Below are 21,053 nucleotides of genomic sequence, written 5' to 3' on the forward strand. Positions count from 1 at the left end.
GCCCGAAGTATACCCTGAACGCCCAGGCGGCTACCCGTCGTGGCGAGCGGTCCGCGAGCCGGGGGCGACCGTCCGGGCCAGCCATGAAAGAGGCCGGCCGCACGGGCTTTGCGCCATGCGACCGGCCGAGACGTCGGGCGGAGGGGGAGAGATTCGAACTCTCGAGACGGCAAGCCGCCTAACGGTTTTCAAGACCGCCGCATTCAACCGCTCTGCCACCCCTCCAGGGGGCTTCATCTTACTACAGCGGCCCCTCCGGGCAAGGACGGGGCGTCGCCGTGGGGTGGTGAGCCAGCCTACAGGACGTCCACGCCCTCGCGGCGGCAGGCGTCCAGGAAGCTCGCCGGCAGGTGGCCGTCTGACACGACGACGTCCACCACCGACAGCCCGCAGATCGAGAAGGTCCCATGGCAGTCGACCTTGGCGGAGTCCATGAGGGCGATGACCTGGGCCGACTGATGCACGCAGGTGCGCTTGAGGGTGACCTCCTCGTCGGTGGTGCAGGTGAGTCCCAGCTCAGGCCGATAGCCCGAGACCCCGAGGAACATCTGGTCGAAGGCAAGGCCGCGGACGGCCTCCACGGCCGAGGACCCGTTGAGGCTCATGCTGCGTCGGTTGAGGTTGCCCCCCGGCACGATGAGGCGGAGCCGTTCGAGGCGCGAGAGGGTCACGATGGTGGCGATCGAGTTCGAGAACACGAGGTAGTCCTCGTCGGGGAGGTACGAGGCGAGCATGGCCGTGGTGCTGCCCGAGTCGACGAAGACGGTGGTGCCCGGGCGCACCAGCTTGGCCGCCTTCTGGGCGATGAGGTGCTTGGCCTCGACGTTCTTGCCGGCACGTGCGATCGGCGAGTCGCCGCTGCCGATGCCCACGGCCACCTCGACCGAGCGTGCGCCGTCATGGACGCGGACGAGGCGGTGCTCCTCGTCGAGGGACTTGAGGTCGGTCCGGAGCGTCATCTCGCTCACGTCCGAGAAGCGCGCCTTGAGCTGCGAGAAGGTGATGCTTCCTTGCACGTTGACGTAGCGTACGATGGCGTCACGCCGTTCTGCGAGTGCCATGGTCGCTCCAGTCTCCCGTGTTGTGATGCCCCCATTTTGACAGAAGCCCATGCAGGCGCGGTGCGCGATGCCGGCGTCGCCGTATCGGCCGCGTCGCGCGTGGCATCGATGCTCGCATCGCGGCACCTTCTCGTCTGTCGATGCATATCCTCGCGTATCCGACTATTTAGCGGATGATAATCCGCTAGGAAATGCATTGACAAATGCATGGGGAGGGGTGAGACGGCGCGAGTGCATCCACGAATCGGAGGCGAGGATGGTCCCGAGCGACCTGGCGACTAAGATGAGAGGAACGGACGAGCCGGGGAGGCGACCATGACCGAGGGATGCGACGGAGCTGCGACGCGGGACGAGGACGAGCGGTGGATGCGGCTGGCACTTGCCGAGGCCGCGGCCGCAGCCGACGAGGACGAGGTGCCGATAGGTGCCGTGGTGGTGTGCGACGGTGTGGTCGTCTCGCGCGCACACAACCGTCGCGAGCTTGACGTCGACCCGGCGGCCCATGCGGAGTTCCGTGCGATGGAGGCCGCGGCGGCGGCCCTCGGCCGCTGGCGGCTCACGGGATGCACGGTCTACGTCACGCTGGAGCCCTGCCTGATGTGTGCCGGCCTCATGCTGAACGCCCGGGTCGATGCCTGCGTCTGTGGTGCGCCGGACCCCAAGGCGGGCGCGCTCGGCTCCCTCTATGACGTGAGCCATGACCCAAGGCTCAACCATGAGTTCGAGGTCAGGGACGGTGTGCTCGCCGACGAGTCGGCCGCGGCGCTCAAGGCCTTCTTCCGAGCCAAGCGCGCGAGGTAGCGGAAGGGCGGGCTCGTCTCGCACGCCTGGCGCAAGCGGCGGTGTGCCAGCCTGCGCAGATGCCCTATACCACCTGGAAGATGAAGAACTTGAGGTAGTCCGTCTCGGGCACACCGAGCAGGATGGGGTGGTCAGGGGCCTGCTGGCGCTCCTCGACCTGCTTGAGCTGGACGTTCGCGTCATGGGCGGCCTCGGCCACCACCTGGGCCAGGCGGCTTGCCGGCATGAAGTGCGAGCAGCTGCAGGTGGCCAGGTAGCCACCGCGGGGAAGCAGCCTCAGCGCGGCATAGTTGACCTCGCGGTACCCCTTGGCTGCGTGGTCGGCGGTGCCCCGGCTCTTGGTGAAGGCCGGCGGGTCGAGCACGATGAGGTCGAACGGGCCGCCCTCCTCGGCGAGGCGGGCCTTGTCGGCGCGGAGCTCGGGGAGGTACTCGAGGACGTTCGCGCACGAGAATCCCATGCGGTCGTCGAGGCCGTTGATGCGTGCGTTCTCGGTCGCGAGGTCGCAGGCACCCTGGCTCACGTCGACGCCCCGCACGAAGGTGGCCCCTCCGGCGGCGGCGTTGAGGCCGAACGGCCCCACATGGCAGAAGCAGTCGAGCACGCGCCTCCCGCCTGCGATGTCGCGCACGGCACGGCGGTTGTACTTCTGGTCGAGGAAGAAGCCGGTCTTCTGGCTGTGCTCGAGGTCGAGGTCGTAGGCGATGCCGTTCTCGCGCACCACGCGCCGGGCCGAGGGCGGTGCGGCGATGTCGGCGGTGGGCATGCCCTCCTCGGGCCACCAGCCCACGCGGCGGGGCAGACCCTCGAGGTCACGCGACGGGGTGTCGCAGCGCTCGTAGATGCCGGAGACGTCCTGCCCGTCACGACGCAGCATGTCGAGCATCAGCGGGTAGATGGTGGGGCGCAGGCGCTCCATGCCCACGGTGCCGACCTGGCTCACGAGCACGTCCTCATACCGGTCGACCACGAGGCCGGCGAATCCGTCCGCCTCCGAGAAGAGCAGCCGGCAGCAGTTGGTGTCGGGCTCGCAGCCGGGGAGGGCCCGGGCGCCCATGACGCAGGTCCGGTACTCCCAGGCCCAGGCGAGCTTCCTGGCCCAGAAGGCATCGTCGAAGCGGTCGTTCGCGTTGCGGCTCAGCACGCGCACGCGGATCTTGCTCTGCTCGGAGATGAGGCCGGTTCCCTGGTAGGTGCCGTTCTCCTCGCGTACGTCCACGATGTCGCCGTTGGCGCAGGCGCGACCGTCGGACGGCGCCGGCTCCACGCGGAGCACCTCGCCGGCGAAGACCCATGGATGGCCGCCCGCGAGCGAGCGGGCCGCCTTGTGTGTGACGATGACCTGAGGATACGGGCGCTTCTGGTGCATGGCCGGCCTAGGAGTGACGACCGTAGCGGCCACCAGCGGGGCCGCGGCCACGTGCGCGCGCGCCGCGGAAGACGCTCCGGGTGGGCTTATGCGTGGAACGTCCCGGGTTGGGGATGATGCGGTGGTCGTCGTAGTCGAAGCCGGGCAGGTCGAAGATGGGGATGAGCTTGCCCGTGAAGTACTCGACCTCACGGAGCTGGCTGATCTCGTCGGGGCCCACGAAGGTGTAGGCGTGGCCCGTGGCGCCGGCGCGGCCCGTGCGGCCGATGCGGTGCACGTAGTCCTCGGGGTCGTTGGGGACGTCGAAGTTGACGACGGCGTCGATGCCCGAGACGTCGATGCCGCGGCTCATGACGTCGGTGGCCACGAGCACCTGGATCTTGGCGTCGCGGAAGCGCTGGAGGGCCTTCTCGCGCGCGGCCTGCGGACGGTCGGCATGCATCACGTCTACCTTCACGCCGGCGCGCTTGAGCACCTTGGCGCAGGCGTCAACGCGGGCCTTGGTGCGGCAGAACACGAGGACGCGCTCGGGCTTGTAGGTGCGGATGAGGGCCTCGAGCAGCTCGGCCTTCTGACCCTGCATCACGGGGCAGAGGTGCTCCTCGACGGTGTCGGCCGTCTCGCCGATGTGGGCGATCTCGATGACGGCGGGGTCGGTGAGCATGGCGTCGACGGTGCCCTTGATCGACGGCGGGATGGTCGCCGAGAAGAGCAGCGTCTGCCGCTTCTCGGGGACGGCCTTCACGATGCGACGGACGCTGGGCCAGAAGCCCATGTCGAGCATGCGGTCGGCCTCGTCGAGCACGAGGGTCTCGACCTGGGAGAGGTCCACGACGTGGCGCTCCATGAGGTCGATGAGGCGGCCTGGGGTGGCCACGAGCATGTCGCAGCCGGCCTTGATGCCGTCGACCTGGGGCTCGAAGGGAGCCCCGCCCATCACGATGACGGCGGTCTGGCCGGTGACGGCACCGACCTCGGTCACCACGTCCTCGATCTGCTGGGCGAGCTCGCGCGTGGGGGTGACCACGAGGGCGAAGGGGCCCTTTGCCGGTCCCGTGGCGCGGCTCGATGCGCTGGAGGGTGGGAAGCGCGAATGCGCAGGTCTTTCCGGTTCCCGTCTGCGCAGAGGCCACGATGTCGCGACCTGCGAGCGCCTCGGGGATGGAGGCGGCCTGCACGGGTGTCGGCTCGTCGAAGCCCAAGGCCTCGACGCCGGCAAGTATGTGCTCGTTTAGCCCGAGCTCGGCAAATGAAGTAGCCATGGCTCAAGTATGCGGCAAAGGCGGTGCCATTGAAAGGGGTGGGTTTGGGGCCCTGTGCGCGCGGTCATGTCCCTGCGGTCGCACGGCCTTCTGCGCGAGAGGTGGGCGAGGTGGCTGCCGGGTGCCTACTCCCCTGTCTCCCGCAGCCAGGCATCCAACGCCGCGAGGCCATCACGCAGGCGTTCGTCGACGTGCTGCAGATGGGAGCCCGGTCCTATGGAGAGGCACACCTCCGCGCCGCGGGCCTCGAGCATCCGTGCCGTCTCGCGTGTGTCGTCCTCCACGACATGGAGGCGCCTCGGCATCGCGTGCCGCTCCCTCGAGCCGAGCGAGAGGTAGGCGAAGCGTCCCGACCCCTCGTAGGCGGCCGCCTCGAGGTAGTCGAGCCATCCGTCATACCAGGTCGACCCGGACATGCTGGCCACGGCAGAGATCCCCGGCATGCGCGTGAACGCATAGAGCGAGAAGAGCCCGCCCAACGAGTAGCCGGCGAGCGCGCGTGCATGAGGGGTGATGCCGCAAGCGGCCTCGATGCCGGGGATGATGCGGGAGCCGATGTCCTCGATGGTGGCGTCGGCCTGTCCACCGAAGTCGGCATCCCCTGCGTAGAGGCCAGGGGCGGGCCAGGGCGTCAGCGCGTCGTCCCAACCATGGATGGGGAACCTCGCCACCGAGCAGGACAGGCCGTCTGCCGCCGGGGCCACGTCGAAGGGGTGCTCCGGCAGGTCGACGAAGTAGATGCAGGGGGCGGACGTGCCGCCGGCACCCAGGTGGAACGTGGAGCCCTCGGGCATCCTGTCGCTCATCGTCCGGCCTCCCTCGGGAGGGCCATCATGTCGGGGAGGTCGCGGAAGCCCGCGCCCTCGTAGACGGGTCTCCCCACAGGTGTCGCCTCGAGGAAGACCTTCTCGGCGCCGGACGCGCGTGCCTGTCCCACCAGCCATGCCACCATCGCCCGCGCCACGCCGTGCCCGCGCTCGGCGGGTGTGGTGTAGACGTTCATGAGGTAGGCGTTGCGGCCGCTCGGGTTCTCGGGGGAGGGCATCTCGCGCTGCAGGCAGATCCCGCCGCAGCCGACCGCCCTGCCATCGAGGCATGCCAGGCCGGCGACGTGCGTGCCGGCGGCAAGGGCCTCCTCGTAGTACGTGCGGTTCTCGCGCATGATCGCGGAGAGGTCCGTGCCCTCGGGGACCTCGAAGACCTCCCGGATGACCGTCTCGCGCCATTCGACGAGAAGGTCGAGATCGTCGAGTCCCATGCGCCGGACCGTGACCTGGCCCTGCGACCCCGTTCGTCCGCTCATCGTCGCACCTCCGCATCAGTCGTCTTGAGCACCGTCGGGAGGCGGTCCGTGTCGGGCTTGCCGTTGGCGTTCCTCGGCAGGTGGTCGAGCTGCACGAAGAACTCCGGGATCATGAACGGCGTGAGGTAGCGCGCCATCTCGCGTCGCGCCCGGGCGAGGTCGAACCCGTCGGCGTCTGGGACCACGTAGGCCGTGAGGTAGGTGAGTCCCTGGTCGTCCACGTCAGCGCGGACGACCCCTGCCCGCACGCCGTCACAGCGGTTGAGCACGCTCTCGACCTCGTTCGTCTCGACGCGCTTGCCTCCGACCATCACCTGGGAGTCCGCCCGGCGCACGAAGGCGATGTCGCCCTGGGGCAGCAGGTAGCCGAGGTCGCCGCTGCGATAGAGGCGGGTCCCGTCGGCGCGCGTCACGAACGGGGCGTCCTTGCTCGCGTCCACGTAGCCGCGGCAGACCCCTCCGCCCGAGATGCAGATCTCGCCGAGCTCGCCGGGCCCTGTCGGTGCGAGGTCGGCGTCGAGCACCTCGACCGTGGCACCCTGCACCGCCGTCCCCACCGGGTAGCTGCCGTCGTCGAGCGGCTCGCTGCCGTTGCAGCGAAAGTAGGTGCAGCAGACCGTGGTCTCCGAGGGACCGTAGGTGTTGTAGACCTGGGCCTGGCCGATGAGCCGATCGACGTAGCGTGCGCGCAGGACGTCCCCGCCGCTGATGAGCAGGCGGACGCATCCGGGCAGGTCGTCGTGCTCGTTGATGTCGGCGAGCAGGTAGGGGAAGCCGCTCACGATGGTGACGCCGGCCTCCTCGACGAAGCGCATCAGCGCCGGCTCGTCGTCGTGGACGTCTGCGGGCGGGATGGCCAGCGTGGCTCCCGCGAGCAGGGTCGCGAAGACCTCCTCGACGAAGATGTCGAAGGAGCAGACCGAGTGCTGGAGCATGACGTCGCCAGGGCCGTTGTGGAACTCGTGCGTGAACGCCCGCGCATAGTGGCAGACGTTGCGGTGCTCGACCACCACGCCCTTGGGCGTCCCGGTGGTACCTGACGTGTAGAGCACGTAGGCGGCGGACTCGGGTGAGGCAGGGCAGGCGAGAGGAACGTCCCTCTCGGGAGGCCCTTCGAGAAGGTCCTCGACCACGAGGATGCGCGTCCCCTGCGCGGCGTCGGCATGGGCGCGGTCTGTGACCACATAGTCGACCTGGCACTCGTCGAACATGAAGCGGATGCGCTCGACGGGGAAGTCGGGCTCGGCGGGTACGTAGGCGGCACCGGTCCTCAGGATGGCCAGGATGGTCGCGACCTGCATGGTGCCATGGCCCATGATGACGCCGACATACGACGATTCCTGCGGCAGGCGCGCCGCCATGCGTGCGGCCAGGGCGTCAAGCTCGGCATAGGTGAGCGTGCCTGTCACGTCGCGCACGGCGCACGCCGATGGATGGCGTGCCACCTGCGAGGCGAAGGCCTGGCAGATCGTGTCTTGCTGGTGCATGGGACATTCCTCCTACAGGCGCCTCGGGCCGGGCGTCAGGTCCTCCGCGCCCTATCGCACGTAGGTGACCGAGTCCCCCTTGCGCGGCGCCGGGGTCTTCTCGCCATGCTCGGCGGCATAGCCGAGCAGGCAGTGGCCCACGCCGCGCCAGTCGCCTTCGACACCCCACTCCTTGAGCAGGGCCTTGCCCTCGGCGGAGTCGAACTCCTCGTGGGCGCGATGGATCCAGCATGAGCCGAGTCCGAGGTTGTGGGCCTCGAGCATCATGGAGCCCAAGGCGAGCGAACCGTCCTCGACGCAGGTGGGCACGCTCGGGTCGACGAGCACGACCACCACGGTGGGCGCGCCATAGAAGGGGTCCCCGGTGCTGCCCATGATCTTGGCGTTCATGGCCGAGAGGCGCTTGATCTGGTCTGGGTCCTGCAGCACCACGAAGTGGCAGGGCTGCCTGCCCATGCCCGACGGTGCCCAGGTGCCCGCTGCGATGACATCCTCGACCTTGTCGAACTCGACCTGGCGCCCCTCGTAGGCGCGGCAGCTGCGCCGCGTCTCGATCGCGTCCATGACCTCGCTCCTTGGCTCCATGCCAACCTCCTTGCGACCTGCGTGGGACCTCTTCGCCACGCGTACTCTGTGTTCTACCCATCTGGGTCCGTGGCAACTGGTTCGGAATGTCCGTGCCAGCAAATGCCGGGCTGACGTGCGGCCGTCCATACCTATACTTGTGCGGTGTGTCATAGTCACCGTCAGGCCGTGCGGCATGCTGCCGTCGTCGACCCGTCGCCCGCGAGGAGCATCCATGCCCATCAACATCCCCGACGGCCTGCCCGCCAAGAAGGTCCTGCACCAGGAGCGCATCTTCGCGCTCGAGGAGGAGACTGCCGCAGGGCAGATGATCCGCCCGCTCCACGTGGCGATCCTGAACCTCATGCCCACCAAGGTCGAGACGGAGACCCAGATCCTGCGGCTCATCTCGAAGAGCCCCCTGCAGGTGAGCGTGGACTTCATGCGGGTCTGCTCGCACAAGGCGACTCATGTCTCGGCCGACCACCTGGTCAAGTTCTACGAGACCTTCGACCACTTCGCCGGGCAGAACTACGACGGCCTCATCATCACCGGTGCCCCCGTCGAGCAGATGCCCTTCGAGGACGTCGACTACTGGCCCGAGCTCTGCCGCATCATCGACTGGAGCCAGGAGCACGTCTTCAGCACCATGTACCTGTGCTGGGGCGCCATGGCCGGCCTCTACCACAACTACGGCATCCGCAAGCGCACGCGCGGCGCCAAGCTCTTCGGCGTCTTCCCCCAGCGCCTGTGCGACGAGTACAGCTTCCTCACCAACGGCTTCGACGAGATCCATAACATGCCGCACTCGCGCCACGCCGCCATCAACACGGGCGACCTCGCCAAGCATCCTGAGCTCGCGGTGCTCTCGGAGGGGCTCGAGAGCGGTCCTGCCATCATCGCCACGCGAGACTTCCATGAGATCTACGTCACCGGCCACTTCGAGTACGGCCGCGACACGCTCGCCCAGGAGTACTGGCGCGACTTCCATGCAGGTAAGAAGATCCAGCTTCCGCAGAACTACTTCCCCGACGACAACCCCGAGCGCCAGCCCATCTTCACCTGGCGCGCGCACGCCAACCTGCTCTATCGCAACTGGCTGCACTACGTCTACCAGGAGACCCCGTTCGACATGAGGGAGATCCCCCAGACCATCAAGGCGCTCTCGGCGCGTGCCGAGGCGGCGACCGAGCGCGACGGCACCCCCGAGAAGTTCTAGCCGAGAGGGACGGTCGGGCCAGGGCCTGTGAGGATGGCGTGCGGGCGGGCCTCGCGGCCTTGCGCTAGGATGTGCTCACCCGACCCAGAAGGAGCTCCCCATGTCGCTTCCCATGCCCGCAGATGCCGCCCCAGACCGGCTCCGTGCCGCTGACCTCTCGGCCTGCCTGCCAGCCACGGCCGAGGTCGTGGGTGGGCGCCTTCTGGTGGGCGGCGTCGACCTGGCGCGCCTTGCCGAGCGCGAGGGGACGCCACTCTACGTCTACGACGAGGCCGACCTGCGTGGCCGCATGCGCGCCTACCGGGAGTCCTTCTCGGCATGCTCCGACCGGCTGCCCGCAGGCGCCGACGTGGTCTATGCCGGCAAGGCCTTCCTCGACAAGGCCATGGTGCGCCTCGTGGACGAGGAGGGTCTCTGCCTCGACGTCTCGGGTGGCGGCGAGCTCGCCATCGCGCTGGCCGCCGGCTTCGACGCCGCGCGTGTGGTGGTGCACGGCAACAACAAGACGCCCGTCGAGATCGCCGAGGCCATCGCCGCCGGGGTGGGCCGCATCGTGGTCGACAACCTCGCCGAGCTGGCGCGCGTCTCGGCGGCTTCCGTGAAGGCCGGCGTCACGCAGGACATCCTGCTCCGCATCACCCCGGGCATCCACGTGGACACCAACGACTACGTGGTCACGGGCTGCGAGGACTCCAAGTTCGGCTTCACCCTGCTCGACGACGTGGCCTTCCGCGCAGTGGGCACGGCGCTCGACACGCCCGGCGTCCGTCTGGTGGGGGTGCACATGCACGTGGGCTCGCAGGTGCTCGACGTGCGTCCCTATCGCCAGGCCATCGACGTGATGTGCGACCTGCTCGCCCGCGTGCGTGATGCCTATGGCGTCGAGCTCGCGCAGTTCGACCTGGGCGGCGGCCTGGGCGTGGCCTACGATGCCGCCGAGCGACCCACCTCGGTCGCCGACTTCGTTGCCTTCCTGGTGGACGGGGTGCACGAGGCCTGCGCCGAGCGCGGGCTGGCCGTACCGCACCTGGCCGTCGAGCCGGGCCGTTCCATCGCGGCCGTCGCGGGCGTGGCGCTCTATAGGGTGGGGGCCGTGAAGCCGCTGCCGGGCATCCGCACCTACGTGGCCGTGGACGGCGGCATGTCCGACGACATCCGCTGCGCGCTCTATGGGTCGACCTACGAGTGCCTGCTCCCCGAGCGCGCCGACGAGCCGCGCGACTGCGTGGTCACCGTGTGCGGGAAGCACTGCGAGAGCGGTGACGTGATCGTGCGCGACGCGAGCCTGCCCGAGCCTCACGAGGGCGACGTGCTGGCGGTCCTCGGCACGGGCGCCTACTGCTGCTCGATGGCCTCCAACTACAACGGGCAGCCTCGGCCGGCCGTCGTGTTCGTGGCGGACGGCGAGGCGCGCGTGGTCACGCGTCGCGAGACCTATGAGGACCTGCTCCGCCGCGACGTGGGGTAGGGACGCAGGTCGGCAGGCGCACGCCTTGCGCCGTCCCCGCGTTTACATCCCGCGGCAAGAGGCGTAGAGTTCGTTCCAATCGAAGATTGAGCAAGAGGCGCGGCGCGTCAGAGTATCGGCAGGAGGGGGCACCCTTCGAATGCCGTGAAAGGTAATCGCCGCCGAACGCGTGGGCGGGGCACCGTCCGCACGTGATGTCGGGCGAGAACATCCCTGGCATTCCTGCTGGAAACCAGCAGAGGCGCTTGTCACGGATGACTCCTCATCATGTCGGCGCCCCCGCTAGAAGGGCGCTTTTTTGATGGCGATGGATGCTCAGGCACGAGGCATGGCACGCGAGGCCGACGGTCAGGGGGCCGCGTCGCGGCCGTCCGATGCCGCCGAGGGGAACGCTCCTATGGCAGGCGGGGCGGAACCTGTGGGCCCCTCTTCCGTGGCTGACGACGCTGCCATGCTCGCCCGGCTCACCGCCGACCGCCGGGCCCTCCACCGGGCGCCCGAGATCGGCCTCGACCTGCCCCATACCTGCGCCTATGTGGAAGGACGGCTCGCGGGCCTGGGGGCCGTGGTCGAGCACCCGCTGCCCTCCTGCGTCACGGCCCTCTTCGACGTCGGTGCGCCTGCCACGGTCGCCTTCCGCTGCGACATGGATGCCCTGCCTGTGACCGAGGCCACGGGCCGCGACTTCGCGAGCGCCACGCCCGGCGTCATGCACGCGTGCGGCCACGATGGCCACACCGCCACGATGCTCGAGCTTGCACGGCAGGTCTCGGCGGCGCGAGCGGCAGGGGGGCGCCTGCCCCACAACGTGCTCCTCGTCTTCCAGCCGGGTGAGGAGCATCCCGGCGGCGCGCGCCTCGTCTGCGAGACCGGCCTGCTCGAGCGCCATCACGTTGGCTGCGTCTTCGGCCTCCACCTGTGGCCCGACCTCGCGGCCGGCGAGGTCCGCACGCGCCCGGGCGCCTTCCTTGCCCGAGCCAGCGAGATGAACGTCGAGGTCGAGGGCGTCTCGGCCCATGCGGCGCACCAGGAGGCCGGCGTGGACGCCCTGGCCCCGGCCGCGCGGCTGGCGCTCGCCATCGGCGAGGTCGCCCCTGCCGAGCGCTCCCTCGGCAACCCCTGCGTGGTCAACATGGGGCGCATGGAGGCCGGCACGGTGCGCAACGCCGTGGCCGGCTCGGCCCGCATCGAGGGGACCGTGCGCACCTTCGAGCCTGCCTCCTGGGAGCGCGTGCGCACCAAGATCGGCGCCATCGTGGCAGCAGAGGCAGAGACGTCGCAGGCCAAGGCCACCGTCGACTTCGACGAGGGCTATCCTGCCGTCATCAACGACCAGGCGCTCACCGGTCGTGTCCTGGCCGACGTCACCGGCGTGGGCCTCGAGCCCGAGCCATCCATGATCGCCGACGACTTCTCCTTCTACGAGCAGCGTGTGCCAGGGACCTACTTCTTCCTCGGCACAGGCAATCCCGCGCACGGCCTCCATTCCGACGGGTTCGACTTCGACGAGCATGTGCTTCTCGCGGGCGTGGGCCTGTTCCGCCAGCTGGCTACCATGGACTGGACGGCCCAGATGCGCGTCGCAGGGTCCGTCGACGCCGCAGGTCTCGACGCCACCCCGGCCACACCTGGCGCGCCCGTCCCGACACCTCACAAGGAGGCATGACATGCCTATCATCCCAATCTCCAAATACCATGGCTGCGGCAACGACTTCGTGCTCGCACGCGAGTCCGACGTGACCGCCACCGGCCTCGACGCCGCCGACTTCACCCGCGCCGTCTGCGACCGGCACCTCGGCATCGGTGCCGACGGCACCATCCTCGCGGGCGGGGAGGCCGCAGGCGGCAGCGGTCCCCTCTGGATGCGCTACCGCAACGCCGACGGCTCCGTGGCGCCCATGTGCGGCAACGGCATCCGTTGCCTCGCTGCCTACTGCGCCGACGAGGGCATCTGCGCCGAGGGCTCGTATCCCATAGAGACCCTGGCCGGCACCAAGGTCGTGACCCGCGTCTCGGCCGACGGCGACCCGTACGTCTTCAAGGTCGACATGGGCACGCCGGACTGGTCGCCCGCCTCCCTTGGCGTGACGGCCACGACGACCCCCATCCGCGACTACGCCCTCGACCTCCCGAGCGGGGCCTGCGTGCAGGTCTGGGCCCTCTTCATGGCCACCGACCATGCCGTCATCCTCACCGACGATGCGATGGCCGAGAAGAACATGGCCCTGGGCCGCGAGGTCTGTCACCACCCGCTCTTCCCCCGCCAGATCAACGCGAACTTCGTGCAGGTCACCGGCGAGGGCTCCATCATCATGCGCACCTACGAGCGGGGCTGCGGCCCCACGCTCGCCTGCGGCACCGGCGTCTGCGCGAGCGTCGTCGTGGCCCACGAGGCGGGACTGGTGGGTGCGGACGTCGATGTGACCGTCCCTGGCGGCCACATACATATACAGGTAAACGAGGACGGTCATGTCCTCATGAGCGGCGGGGCGACCCGCATCATGCGAGGGGAGTGCTTCCTATGAGCAGGAACGCGATGGTACGAGGCTCGATCGTGGCGCTGGTCACGCCGTTCGACGACGCCGGTGACGTGAACTTCGACATGCTGGGCCAGCTGCTCGACTTCCACATCGAGCACAAGACCGACGGCATCCTCATCCTCGGGACCACGGGTGAGAGCTCCACGCTGTCGCATGACGTCGACGACGACGTGGTGCGCTTCTGCGTGAGCCACGTGGACGGCAGGTGCCCGCTGATCTTCTCGGCAGGCTCGAACTGTACGAAGGAGTCGGCCGACAAGTGCCGGCGCTACGAGGCCGAGGGCGCCACGACGGCCCTCGTCATCACGCCGTACTACAACAAGGCGTCCGACGCCGGCATGCAGGCCCACTTCGAGACGATCGCCGAGGCCTCCGACCTCGACCTCATCCTCTACAACGTGCCCAGCCGCACGGGCTGTGCCATCTCGCCGGCCGTGGCCGAGCGCCTGTCGCAGGTGCCCACCATCCGCGGCATGAAGGAGGCGTCGGGCAACATGGGCTACATGTCCGACATCGCCCACCTGGCCGGTCCCGACTTCTCGATCTACTCCGGCAACGACGACATCGTGGTCCCGATGCTGTCCATGGGCGCCACCGGTGTCATCTCCGTGGCGGCCAACATCATCCCCGACCAGATGCACGAGATGGTGGCAAGCTATCTGGCAGGGGACGTCGCGCTCGCGCGCGACCTGCAGGTCCGCTATCTCGACCTGATCCACGCCCTCTTCTGCGAGGTGAACCCCATCCCCGTGAAGGAGGCCATGCGCCAGCTGGGCATGGACGTGGGCGGCTACCATCTGCCCATGTGCGACCCCACGCCCGAGCACAAGGCCCGGATCGCGGCCGCCCTGGCTGCGGCGGGACTCACCAAGGAGGACTAGATGCCTGACGAGAGGAACGACGGTATGAGGCGCCTGCTCGTGACGGGAGCCGGACGGATGGCCAACCTCGTCGCCGAGACGGCGGCCTCCGCTGGCTGGGGGGTCGTGGGCTGCTTCGGCCTGGGCCAGGAGGACGAGGGCATGACGGCCGCCCATGAGGCCGCCTCCGCGGGCGGGCTCGACGCCATCGTGGACTTCTCGGCCCCGACCGCGATGTCCTGGGTGGCCCCGCTCGCCTCCGAGTGCGGCGCGGCCCTCGTGAGCGGCACCACCGGCCTGGGCGATGCCGAGCGCGCCCTGCTCGACGAGGCCGCACGGACCGTGCCGGTCTGCTGGAGCTCGAACTACTCGGTGGGCGTGGCCGTGGCGGCGCACGTGGTGCGCGAGATGGCGCAGGTGCTCTCGGGCGACTGGGCGGACGACGCGCTCGACGACGCCTGGGAGTGCGAGATCGTGGAGCGCCACCACGACGCCAAGGTCGACGCCCCCAGCGGGACGGCCCTCTCGCTTGCCGACGCGGTCGACCCCGAGGGGCGCCTGCGCCGCGTCTGCGGCCGCAGCGGCATGTGCCCGCGCCAGCACGACGAGCTGGGGATCTGCTCCGTGCGCGGCGGCACCATGGCGGGCACGCACGAGGTGGGATTCTATGGTAGCCACGAGCAGCTGCTCGTGACGCATGTGGCAGAGGACCGCAGCATCTTCGCGGTGGGGGCGGTCCATGCGGCCGACCTGCTCGCGGGGTGCGCGGCCGGACGATACGAGTTCGCCGACCTGCTGTTCGGGTCGGCCGAGGGGAGCAAGGCATGAGCCAGGACGCAAACATGGACGCCCAGCAGATCATCGACTTCATCGCGACCGCGCCCAAGAAGACGCCGGTGCGCGTGCTGGTGGCGAAGCGCGACGCCGACACGTGCTTCTCGGCTGCGGGCGTGGCGGCGGCCGAGGAGGCCGTGGCCGCTGGCGACCTGCACGTCTTCGACTGCGGGGCCTCGGCCATCGTGACGGGCAACTGGACGGCGGCCAAGGCGCTGCTCGACGCGCGCGCCGACGACATCGCCGACACCGTGGTCGAGACCGTCGGCCGCAACACCGGCGTGCCCATGCTCGACGTGCGTGACATCCACGCCCGCATCGAGCCGGGTGCCTACATCCGCGACCACGTCTCGATCGGCGACGGGGCCGTCATCATGATGGGCGCCGTGATCAACGTGGGTGCCGAGATCGGCGACGGCACCATGATCGACATGGGTGCCATCCTGGGCGGTCGTGCCATCGTGGGCAAGAACTGCCACATCGGCGCAGGTACCGTGCTTGCCGGCGTGGTCGAGCCCGCCAGCGCCACACCCGTGCGCGTGGACGACGGCGTGCTCATCGGCGCCAACGCCGTGGTGCTCGAGGGCGTGCACGTGGGCGAGGGTGCCGTGGTGGCGGCGGGTGCCGTGGTCGTCGACGACGTCGCGGCGGGTGCCGTGGTCGCCGGTGTGCCCGCGCGCGTCATCAAGCAGGCGAGCGAGGTCGCGGCGGGCAAGGTCTCGCTGGTGGACGCGCTCCGGTCGCTCTAGCCGCGCAAGCCTGGCCGTCCTTCTCGTCGAGGTAGCGCATCCGGCACCTTCTGAGGGTCAGAAAGGTGCCGGATGCGCTACCTCGATGCATGTGCGCTGGTCATCCCAGCTCGACCAGGCGGAAGCGGCCGTCCTCGTAGAGGCCGTAGCTATGGCTGCCATCCTTGGGGATCGAGACGCTGCCAGGATTGAGGACGTGCACCATGCTGCCGTCGACCCCGAGCGGTCGTTCCTCGTCCACCTTGATGTGGGTGTGGCCGTAGAGCAGGGCGCTGCCGGCCGGCAGGGGCGGCATGCGGTCGACCGAGTTGTCGATGCCGGGGCCCCACACATGGCCGTGCGTGCAGAACAGCTCGCGCGGGCCGCCCGCCGCATCGGTCGCGTCGCCGTCGAGCACCACCGCGTAGTCGGCGAGGCACGGGAAGTCGAGTACCATCTGGTCGACCTCCGCCTCGCAGTTGCCGCGGACGGCGACGACCCTCGAGGCGATGCCATTGAGCATCGGGATCACCTGCTTGGGGGCATAGCCCTCGGGCAGGTCGTTGCGGGGACCGTGGTAGAGCAGGTCGCCCAGCAGGATGACGCGGGCCGGGTCCTCGGCCTCGATGGCGTCCATGAGCCTGGCGCACCAGGTGGCCGAGCCGTGGATGTCGGATGCGACGAGCAGCTTCATGATGGTCTCCCTTGATGTCCGATGGCCACAGTATACTTGCAGCGATTGGCCGAAGGCTGGTCTTGGGCCCTTGGTGCCCACGCTCGCGCCAAGAGGAACGGTCGAGAGGAACAGGGAGGGGAGGCGGCATGGCATCTGAGAAGGACGGTCCCTGTGCGGTTCGCGCCACGTCCGGTCCTGCCGCGGAGGATGCCTCTGCCGCACATGTCACCGACGAGCTCCTCGACCGGCTCCTTGCCAGCACCAGTCCTGAGCAGTACCTCTCGGGACTTGCTTCCTCCGATGCCGTGAGTTCGGCAGACCCGTTGCCTGCCTACCTCGCAGACCTCCTCGCCGAGAAGGGCCTCACGCGTGCTGAGGTCATCCGTGCGTCAGGCCTCAATGCCACCTACTGCTACCAGGTCTTCCAAGGCGACCGCCATCCCGGGCGCGACCATGCCCTCATGCTGGCCTTCGGCCTCGGCTGCTCGCTTCACGAGACCCAGCGGCTCCTCACGCGGGCTGGCGTCGCCGAGCTGTGGTGCCGCGTGCGTCGCGATGCCATCATCATCTTCTGCATCGACCACGGCATGACGCGCGTCGCGTGCGATGACGAGCTATGGCGTCTTGGGGAGCCGACGCTGCTCGACGCGGGCGTATGACGGTGGACCGATCGGACGCCGACCTGCTGCATGCGCTCGAGCTCGACGATGCCTATCGGGTGGAGCGCGTCCTGGGAGAGGGGCCATCTGCCCGGACCGAGCTGGTCACGCTCGAGGGCTCGGGCCCCTTCGTGCGCAAGAGGATCCCCCTCGAACTCGCCAACCCGGCGGCCTGGGCGCGACTCATGACGGTCGACGAGCCCCTGCTTCCCAAGGTCGAGCGCACGTACACCTTGCCCGACGCCTTCGTCGTGGTGAGCGACTACGTCGACGGCATGAGCCTCGACGAGCGTGTCCGCAGGGAAGGACCGCTCGTGCCGAACGAGGCCATCCGCATCCTTGAAGACGTGGCCCACGCTGCGGGCGTGCTTCATGCCCATGGGATCATTCATCGCGACATCACTCCTGCCAATGTGGTGCTTGCCGCTGACGGTGCCCACCTCATCGACCTCGGCATCGCGCGTGTCCACTCGCAAGAGGAGAAAAAGGACACAACACGCATGGGTACCTGGGGATTCGCTGCGCCTGAGCAGTTCGGGTTCGCTCAGACCGACGCCCGGTCAGACGTCTATTCCCTCGGCCGCCTGCTTGCCTATATGCTCGTGGGCGTTCGTCCTGACGCGGTCGGCTTCGAGGCGTCGCTGGCCGATCCCGCCCGTGTGTCCGCTACGCTTGCTCATGTCGTCGCTCACGCCTGCGCCTTCGAGCCGAGTGCGCGTCCCCAGACCGCCGACGAGCTTGTGCGCGAGGCGGATGCCGCGCTCGCTGGCGAGGTCGTCGCGGACAAGGCCTCGTCGTCGCAGACGCGATTGGCCCTTGCCACCCCGCGCCGCGTCCTTGCGATGTTCACCACCTGGCGGCCCTGGGTGGCTGTCGCGATCGTCCTGGCTGCGGCTACCTTCGGGCTCGGGTTCTTCGAGAGCGAGGTCGTCGAGGCGCAACGGGCGTCCACCATCGTGATGCGCGTCTACTCCATCTATTTTGGAGCTGTCCTCGTCATGTCGATGACGGTGGTCCCCGCATGGGAGCTGTCCCGTGCGGTCCTGTGCGCGGGTCCCTACAAGGAGAAGGAGGGCCGCTGGAAGCATGCCGTCTGGCGGGTCGCCCGCTCCGTCCTCGTCGGTGTCGCCCTCATCACGGTGGTCGCCGTGGTCATCGCCCTCGTCAAGAGGGCAATGGGAGTCTGACCTCGCGTCGTCCTCGTCGTGACACGTACCCTCGAATCGCGCTTTCAGCTCCGAGCTAATGTAAAGGGCGGTACGTTCGACCATCATCTCCTCTGTAAGAAGGGGACGGATGCCAGTGCGGGAGGCGCAACGACCTCTTCGCCCTATGCGGCGTCCTCTCTCGCGGGAGAGGGGGATGGATGCCAGGTACCTGGAACTTCGTGCGGAACAGGAGCCTTGCGGACATCCTCGGTGGCATGGTCGCCGACGGGCGCGACCTTCCTGCGTGGATTGCCGACACGCTTGACGCGCGTACCCTCACCCGCAGCCAAGTGATCCGTGACTCGCATCTCAACCCGACGTTCGCCTACCAGATCATGGCGGGTGCCAGGCACGCCTCTCGGGACAAGCTCATCCAGCTCGCGTTCGGGCTTCGCCTCGACCCAGATGACGCGGACGCGATGCTCGAGCGCGGTGGCATGAGCGCCCTCCGGGCCTACGACCGGCGTGACGTCGTCGTCGCATATTGTCTTGCGAGAAGCACCGGCCTCGCTGCCTGTGACGACCTTCTCTGGAGTCTTGGCGAGGACACGATCGTGGGCAGCTAGGTCTCCCCTTCGCGTCAATGACGTCGCCGTTCGCCAGAATTCAGCTCCCAGCTAATGAGTCGACACTTTCAGTTTTCTATCATCTGCCTCATAGCCGGCCCGAGGGGCGGGCAACGAGGGAGGGAGCTCCATGGACGAGAGAAAGGCTCACGGTGGCCCAAGGTCCGTCGGCGTCAGGGGACGCATCGTGATGGGTGTCGTTACGGGGACGCTCTGTCTGTCGGTGATGGGTTGCGGTTCCTCTGCGGGCGGCTCGGCGCAGGCAGCGGCCTCTTCTGCGGCTGCCACGACGACGTCTGCTGCCGATACGGCTGCTACGACAACGCCCGCTGCCACGACGACGCCTGCTGCCAGCACGTCAGCCGCCAGCGCGGCAGCAGGGCAGGCGGGTGCAAGTGACGAGTCGACCTACCAGGGTATTCTCGACGAGTACACGGCAAAGCTCCAAGAGGCGACCCCTGCCCTCATTGACGAGTACAACACCGAGGCCGCCACGAACACGGACGGCGTCCAGGGACTTGCGACAATCTGCCAGGCAAAGGTCACGAAGCTTGCTGGGATATCCACCGAGGGAACCACCAAGATGGCGCAGCTCCTCTATACGGCCGGGAGCGGATCGACCTCCGAATACCAGGAGTGGGCCGGCAAGCTGAGCGACGTGTACACGGAGGAGGCGCAGAAGATCACGGACGCCTACATGGCCTCCGCGATGTGATGCGCACCCTGCAGGATCAGCAGACGGGTGCATGCCGTGTAATGCCAGGCACCCTCAACGAGAGGTGGAACAACCATGGGACCATACGAATGCGCTCATGCAAGGAGAAGGGCCCGACGGACTGCGGGCATATGCTCGGTCGCGGTGCTCCTGCTTGCAGCCGTCATGCTCGTGCTGCCCGGATGTGGGGGTAGTGCCAGCGGTGGGACGACGGCCAACACCGCATCCCTCTCAGATGACGAGATCGCAGACCTCTACAACGGTTCGACATCATATAAGGGACGCACCATAACGGTGTCAGGCAAGGTCTTCAACGTGGACGGCAGCGACGGATTCCAGCTCTGGCACGACCCGGCCAACAATGCCGGCAACACCCTGGTCAAGGGCACGGGGTGTGCCTCGGGCCTTGCGAGCGGCGATTACGTCATCGTGACGGGCACAGTTGATGACCCATATACGGGCACCAACGCGGTGGGCGGGAGCGTCACGGCAGTTTCCATTGCCGAGACCTCTGTGGAGAAGTCCTCCTACAAGGACGTGATGGCCCCCACGCTCAAGGAGGTCGCCGTCGGCCAGACCGTCGACCAAGGCGGCTGCCAGGTCACGCTGGACAAGATTGAGTTCGCAGCCAACGAGACGCGCGTCTACGTCACGGCGACCAACAACGGCACCGCGCAGTTCACGCCCTACGGATACTCGGCCCACCTCATCCAAGGCGGGAAGCAGATCGAGGTCGACCAGACCAACAGCTACCAGCAAGGGTACGACCAGCTCAGCTATACCGGAATCGTCTCGGGGGCGAGCTCGAGCGGCGTCATCGTGTTCCCGGCCGTCGACCAGGCGAGCCTGCAGTTCGTGATCGGTGGCTACTGCAGCGACTACACCAACCAGCTTGGGGACTTCACGTTCGATGTGACCATCTAGGCGGAGAAGAGTGGGAGAACGGGTCGGTGTCCTTGCCTGCCGCAGGGGCACCGACCCGTCAGGCGATAAGACCTTGCGTTGGTACAGAAGAGGGGAGGGGGCACATGGCCCCCTCCCCTCTGCCTTATGTCATGGAGTCGCGAGGAGCTAGTCCTCGGCGATCTCGGTGATGGCACCTGCAGGGCAGGCGTCCATGCAGGCGCCGCAAGCGACGCAGGAGTCGGCGTCGGCGACCTGGGCGGCGGAGTCGCCGAGCTCGAGGACGTCAGCCGGGCAGGTGTCTACGCAGACGCCGCAGGCGATGCACTCATCGGTATCGATAACGGGGTGTGACATGGTGGTCTCCTTCTCCTTGGGCCGTGAGGCCGGTCTCGGACGCCATTGTGGCATCCATCTGGGCTTTGGGGCAGAGGACCACGAGGCCCGAGCCCTCCCTATGGCGGGAGTTTAGCATCCAACCCTCCCGATGCAAGCGCAATCGGTGAGCGTCCATGACAAATGGGTCAGACGGGCGATGGCAGTCGATCCGCCGGACCCAAGGCGAAACCTCGCATCTGTCCACCCTCCCTTGCTGGCACAAATCGTGATCAGGCATTATGTCGCGTGCCCGACAGCAGTATCACAGACATGCAATAGATACGACACATGATGCTAATACGTTTCAAGTGGTTCTAAATGCTAGACCACTTGAAACGTATGGCGAGAAGTCTTGTAAAGTTGCTATACTCCGTTCGAAAGTAGCAGGTAGATGGCTAAAAAGTATGTCTGGTCAGGAGTAAGGTATACCTTTTTTACGCTGCTCTGACTGC

The 21,053-nt window shown here is 68.0% G+C and carries 22 protein-coding genes, 1 tRNA gene, 1 pseudogene and 1 riboswitch; of the genes and pseudogenes, 13 read left to right on the plus strand and 11 right to left on the minus strand.

The annotated features are described in order from the left end of the window. Positions 1-138: 138 nt before the first annotated feature. Positions 139-225 (minus strand) — tRNA-Ser (locus LKE50_02540). A gap of 71 nt (positions 226-296) precedes the next feature. Continuing rightward, entirely contained in the window at positions 297-1,061 is a 765-nt protein-coding gene (locus LKE50_02545; protein MCH3967501.1) for a DeoR/GlpR family DNA-binding transcription regulator, read from the minus strand. Positions 1,062-1,376: 315 nt separating this feature from the next. Between LKE50_02545 and tadA the strand changes: the two genes are divergently transcribed. Beyond that, positions 1,377-1,862 (plus strand): tRNA adenosine(34) deaminase TadA, encoded by a 486-nt coding sequence (gene tadA / locus LKE50_02550; GenBank protein ID MCH3967502.1) that lies wholly within the window; start codon positions 1,377-1,379, stop codon positions 1,860-1,862. A gap of 64 nt (positions 1,863-1,926) precedes the next feature. Here the strand turns inward: tadA and LKE50_02555 are convergent, their stop codons facing one another. From LKE50_02555 to LKE50_02585, 7 genes and pseudogenes are all read right to left on the minus strand, one after another. Continuing rightward, positions 1,927-3,231, minus strand: a complete 1,305-nt coding sequence (locus tag LKE50_02555) for a class I SAM-dependent rRNA methyltransferase (GenBank protein MCH3967503.1) — start codon at positions 3,229-3,231, stop codon at positions 1,927-1,929. A 7-nt stretch (positions 3,232-3,238) separates the two neighbouring features. Beyond that, positions 3,239-3,814: a C-terminal helicase domain-containing protein gene (locus LKE50_02560; GenBank protein MCH3967504.1), complete on the minus strand. Its 576-nt coding sequence runs from the start codon at positions 3,812-3,814 to the stop codon at positions 3,239-3,241. 159 nt (positions 3,815-3,973) lie between these two features. Further along, positions 3,974-4,493 (minus strand): annotated as a pseudogene (locus tag LKE50_02565) (DEAD/DEAH box helicase). Positions 4,494-4,618: 125 nt separating this feature from the next. Continuing rightward, a complete protein-coding gene (locus LKE50_02570) occupies positions 4,619-5,299 on the minus strand; it encodes an alpha/beta hydrolase-fold protein (GenBank protein ID MCH3967505.1) in 681 nt (226 codons plus the stop codon). Beyond that, the gene (locus LKE50_02575; GenBank protein MCH3967506.1) at positions 5,296-5,796 is read right to left on the minus strand and encodes a GNAT family N-acetyltransferase; all 501 of its coding nucleotides are present in this window, start codon (positions 5,794-5,796) and stop codon (positions 5,296-5,298) included. Before LKE50_02575 ends, LKE50_02570 begins: the two co-directional genes overlap by 4 nt. Beyond that, positions 5,793-7,283, minus strand: coding sequence for an amino acid adenylation domain-containing protein (locus LKE50_02580; GenBank protein MCH3967507.1), 1,491 nt, complete (start codon positions 7,281-7,283; stop codon positions 5,793-5,795). The genes LKE50_02575 and LKE50_02580 overlap by 4 nt, the downstream gene beginning before the upstream one ends. Positions 7,284-7,334: 51 nt before the next feature. Continuing rightward, entirely contained in the window at positions 7,335-7,868 is a 534-nt protein-coding gene (locus tag LKE50_02585) for a nitroreductase (protein MCH3967508.1), read from the minus strand. Between the two features lie 214 nt (positions 7,869-8,082). Between LKE50_02585 and metA the strand changes: the two genes are divergently transcribed. The 7 genes from metA to dapD all read left to right on the plus strand — a co-directional run bounded on the left by metA (position 8,083) and on the right by dapD (position 15,517). Next, positions 8,083-9,066: a homoserine O-succinyltransferase gene (metA, locus tag LKE50_02590; protein MCH3967509.1), complete on the plus strand. Its 984-nt coding sequence runs from the start codon at positions 8,083-8,085 to the stop codon at positions 9,064-9,066. Positions 9,067-9,166: 100 nt separating this feature from the next. Further along, entirely contained in the window at positions 9,167-10,534 is a 1,368-nt protein-coding gene (lysA, locus tag LKE50_02595) for a diaminopimelate decarboxylase (protein MCH3967510.1), read from the plus strand. 84 nt (positions 10,535-10,618) lie between these two features. Continuing rightward, positions 10,619-10,789, plus strand: a riboswitch (Lysine riboswitch). Positions 10,790-10,835: 46 nt separating this feature from the next. Continuing rightward, complete coding sequence (locus tag LKE50_02600) at positions 10,836-12,200, plus strand: M20 family metallopeptidase (GenBank protein ID MCH3967511.1); 1,365 nt, start codon at positions 10,836-10,838, stop codon at positions 12,198-12,200. A 1-nt stretch (position 12,201) separates the two neighbouring features. Beyond that, positions 12,202-13,059, plus strand: a complete 858-nt coding sequence (gene dapF / locus LKE50_02605) for a diaminopimelate epimerase (GenBank protein MCH3967512.1) — start codon at positions 12,202-12,204, stop codon at positions 13,057-13,059. Beyond that, entirely contained in the window at positions 13,056-13,955 is a 900-nt protein-coding gene (gene dapA / locus LKE50_02610) for a 4-hydroxy-tetrahydrodipicolinate synthase (GenBank protein ID MCH3967513.1), read from the plus strand. Before dapF ends, dapA begins: the two co-directional genes overlap by 4 nt. Then, complete coding sequence (gene dapB, locus LKE50_02615; protein ID MCH3967514.1) at positions 13,956-14,762, plus strand: 4-hydroxy-tetrahydrodipicolinate reductase; 807 nt, start codon at positions 13,956-13,958, stop codon at positions 14,760-14,762. Continuing rightward, the gene (gene dapD, locus LKE50_02620; GenBank protein MCH3967515.1) at positions 14,759-15,517 is read left to right on the plus strand and encodes a 2,3,4,5-tetrahydropyridine-2,6-dicarboxylate N-acetyltransferase; all 759 of its coding nucleotides are present in this window, start codon (positions 14,759-14,761) and stop codon (positions 15,515-15,517) included. Before dapB ends, dapD begins: the two co-directional genes overlap by 4 nt. A 100-nt stretch (positions 15,518-15,617) precedes the next feature. Here dapD and yfcE read toward each other — a convergent pair whose 3' ends face one another. Continuing rightward, positions 15,618-16,190 carry a phosphodiesterase gene (gene yfcE, locus LKE50_02625; GenBank protein ID MCH3967516.1) on the minus strand — a complete coding sequence of 191 codons (573 nt, stop codon included), beginning with the start codon at positions 16,188-16,190 and terminating at the stop codon, positions 15,618-15,620. 128 nt (positions 16,191-16,318) lie between these two features. Here yfcE and LKE50_02630 point away from each other — a divergent pair, with 128 nt between their 5' ends. The 5 genes from LKE50_02630 to LKE50_02650 all read left to right on the plus strand — a co-directional run bounded on the left by LKE50_02630 (position 16,319) and on the right by LKE50_02650 (position 20,244). Continuing rightward, on the plus strand, positions 16,319-16,831 hold the full coding sequence (locus LKE50_02630) for a helix-turn-helix transcriptional regulator (protein ID MCH3967517.1): 513 nt from the start codon (positions 16,319-16,321) through the stop codon (positions 16,829-16,831). Between the two features lie 2 nt (positions 16,832-16,833). Then, positions 16,834-18,018 (plus strand): serine/threonine protein kinase, encoded by a 1,185-nt coding sequence (locus LKE50_02635; GenBank protein MCH3967518.1) that lies wholly within the window; start codon positions 16,834-16,836, stop codon positions 18,016-18,018. Between the two features lie 179 nt (positions 18,019-18,197). Beyond that, on the plus strand, positions 18,198-18,605 hold the full coding sequence (locus LKE50_02640; GenBank protein MCH3967519.1) for a hypothetical protein: 408 nt from the start codon (positions 18,198-18,200) through the stop codon (positions 18,603-18,605). A 130-nt stretch (positions 18,606-18,735) separates the two neighbouring features. Next, positions 18,736-19,320, plus strand: a complete 585-nt coding sequence (locus tag LKE50_02645) for a hypothetical protein (protein MCH3967520.1) — start codon at positions 18,736-18,738, stop codon at positions 19,318-19,320. Positions 19,321-19,395: 75 nt separating this feature from the next. Continuing rightward, complete coding sequence (locus LKE50_02650) at positions 19,396-20,244, plus strand: hypothetical protein (GenBank protein ID MCH3967521.1); 849 nt, start codon at positions 19,396-19,398, stop codon at positions 20,242-20,244. Between the two features lie 147 nt (positions 20,245-20,391). On the opposite strand, the gene LKE50_02655 is transcribed toward LKE50_02650, so the two are convergent. Then, entirely contained in the window at positions 20,392-20,580 is a 189-nt protein-coding gene (locus LKE50_02655) for a 4Fe-4S binding protein (GenBank protein ID MCH3967522.1), read from the minus strand. Positions 20,581-21,053 lie beyond the last annotated feature (473 nt).

Source organism: Atopobiaceae bacterium, assembly GCA_022483015.1.
Classification (GTDB): Bacteria; Actinomycetota; Coriobacteriia; order Coriobacteriales; family Atopobiaceae; genus JALCUE01.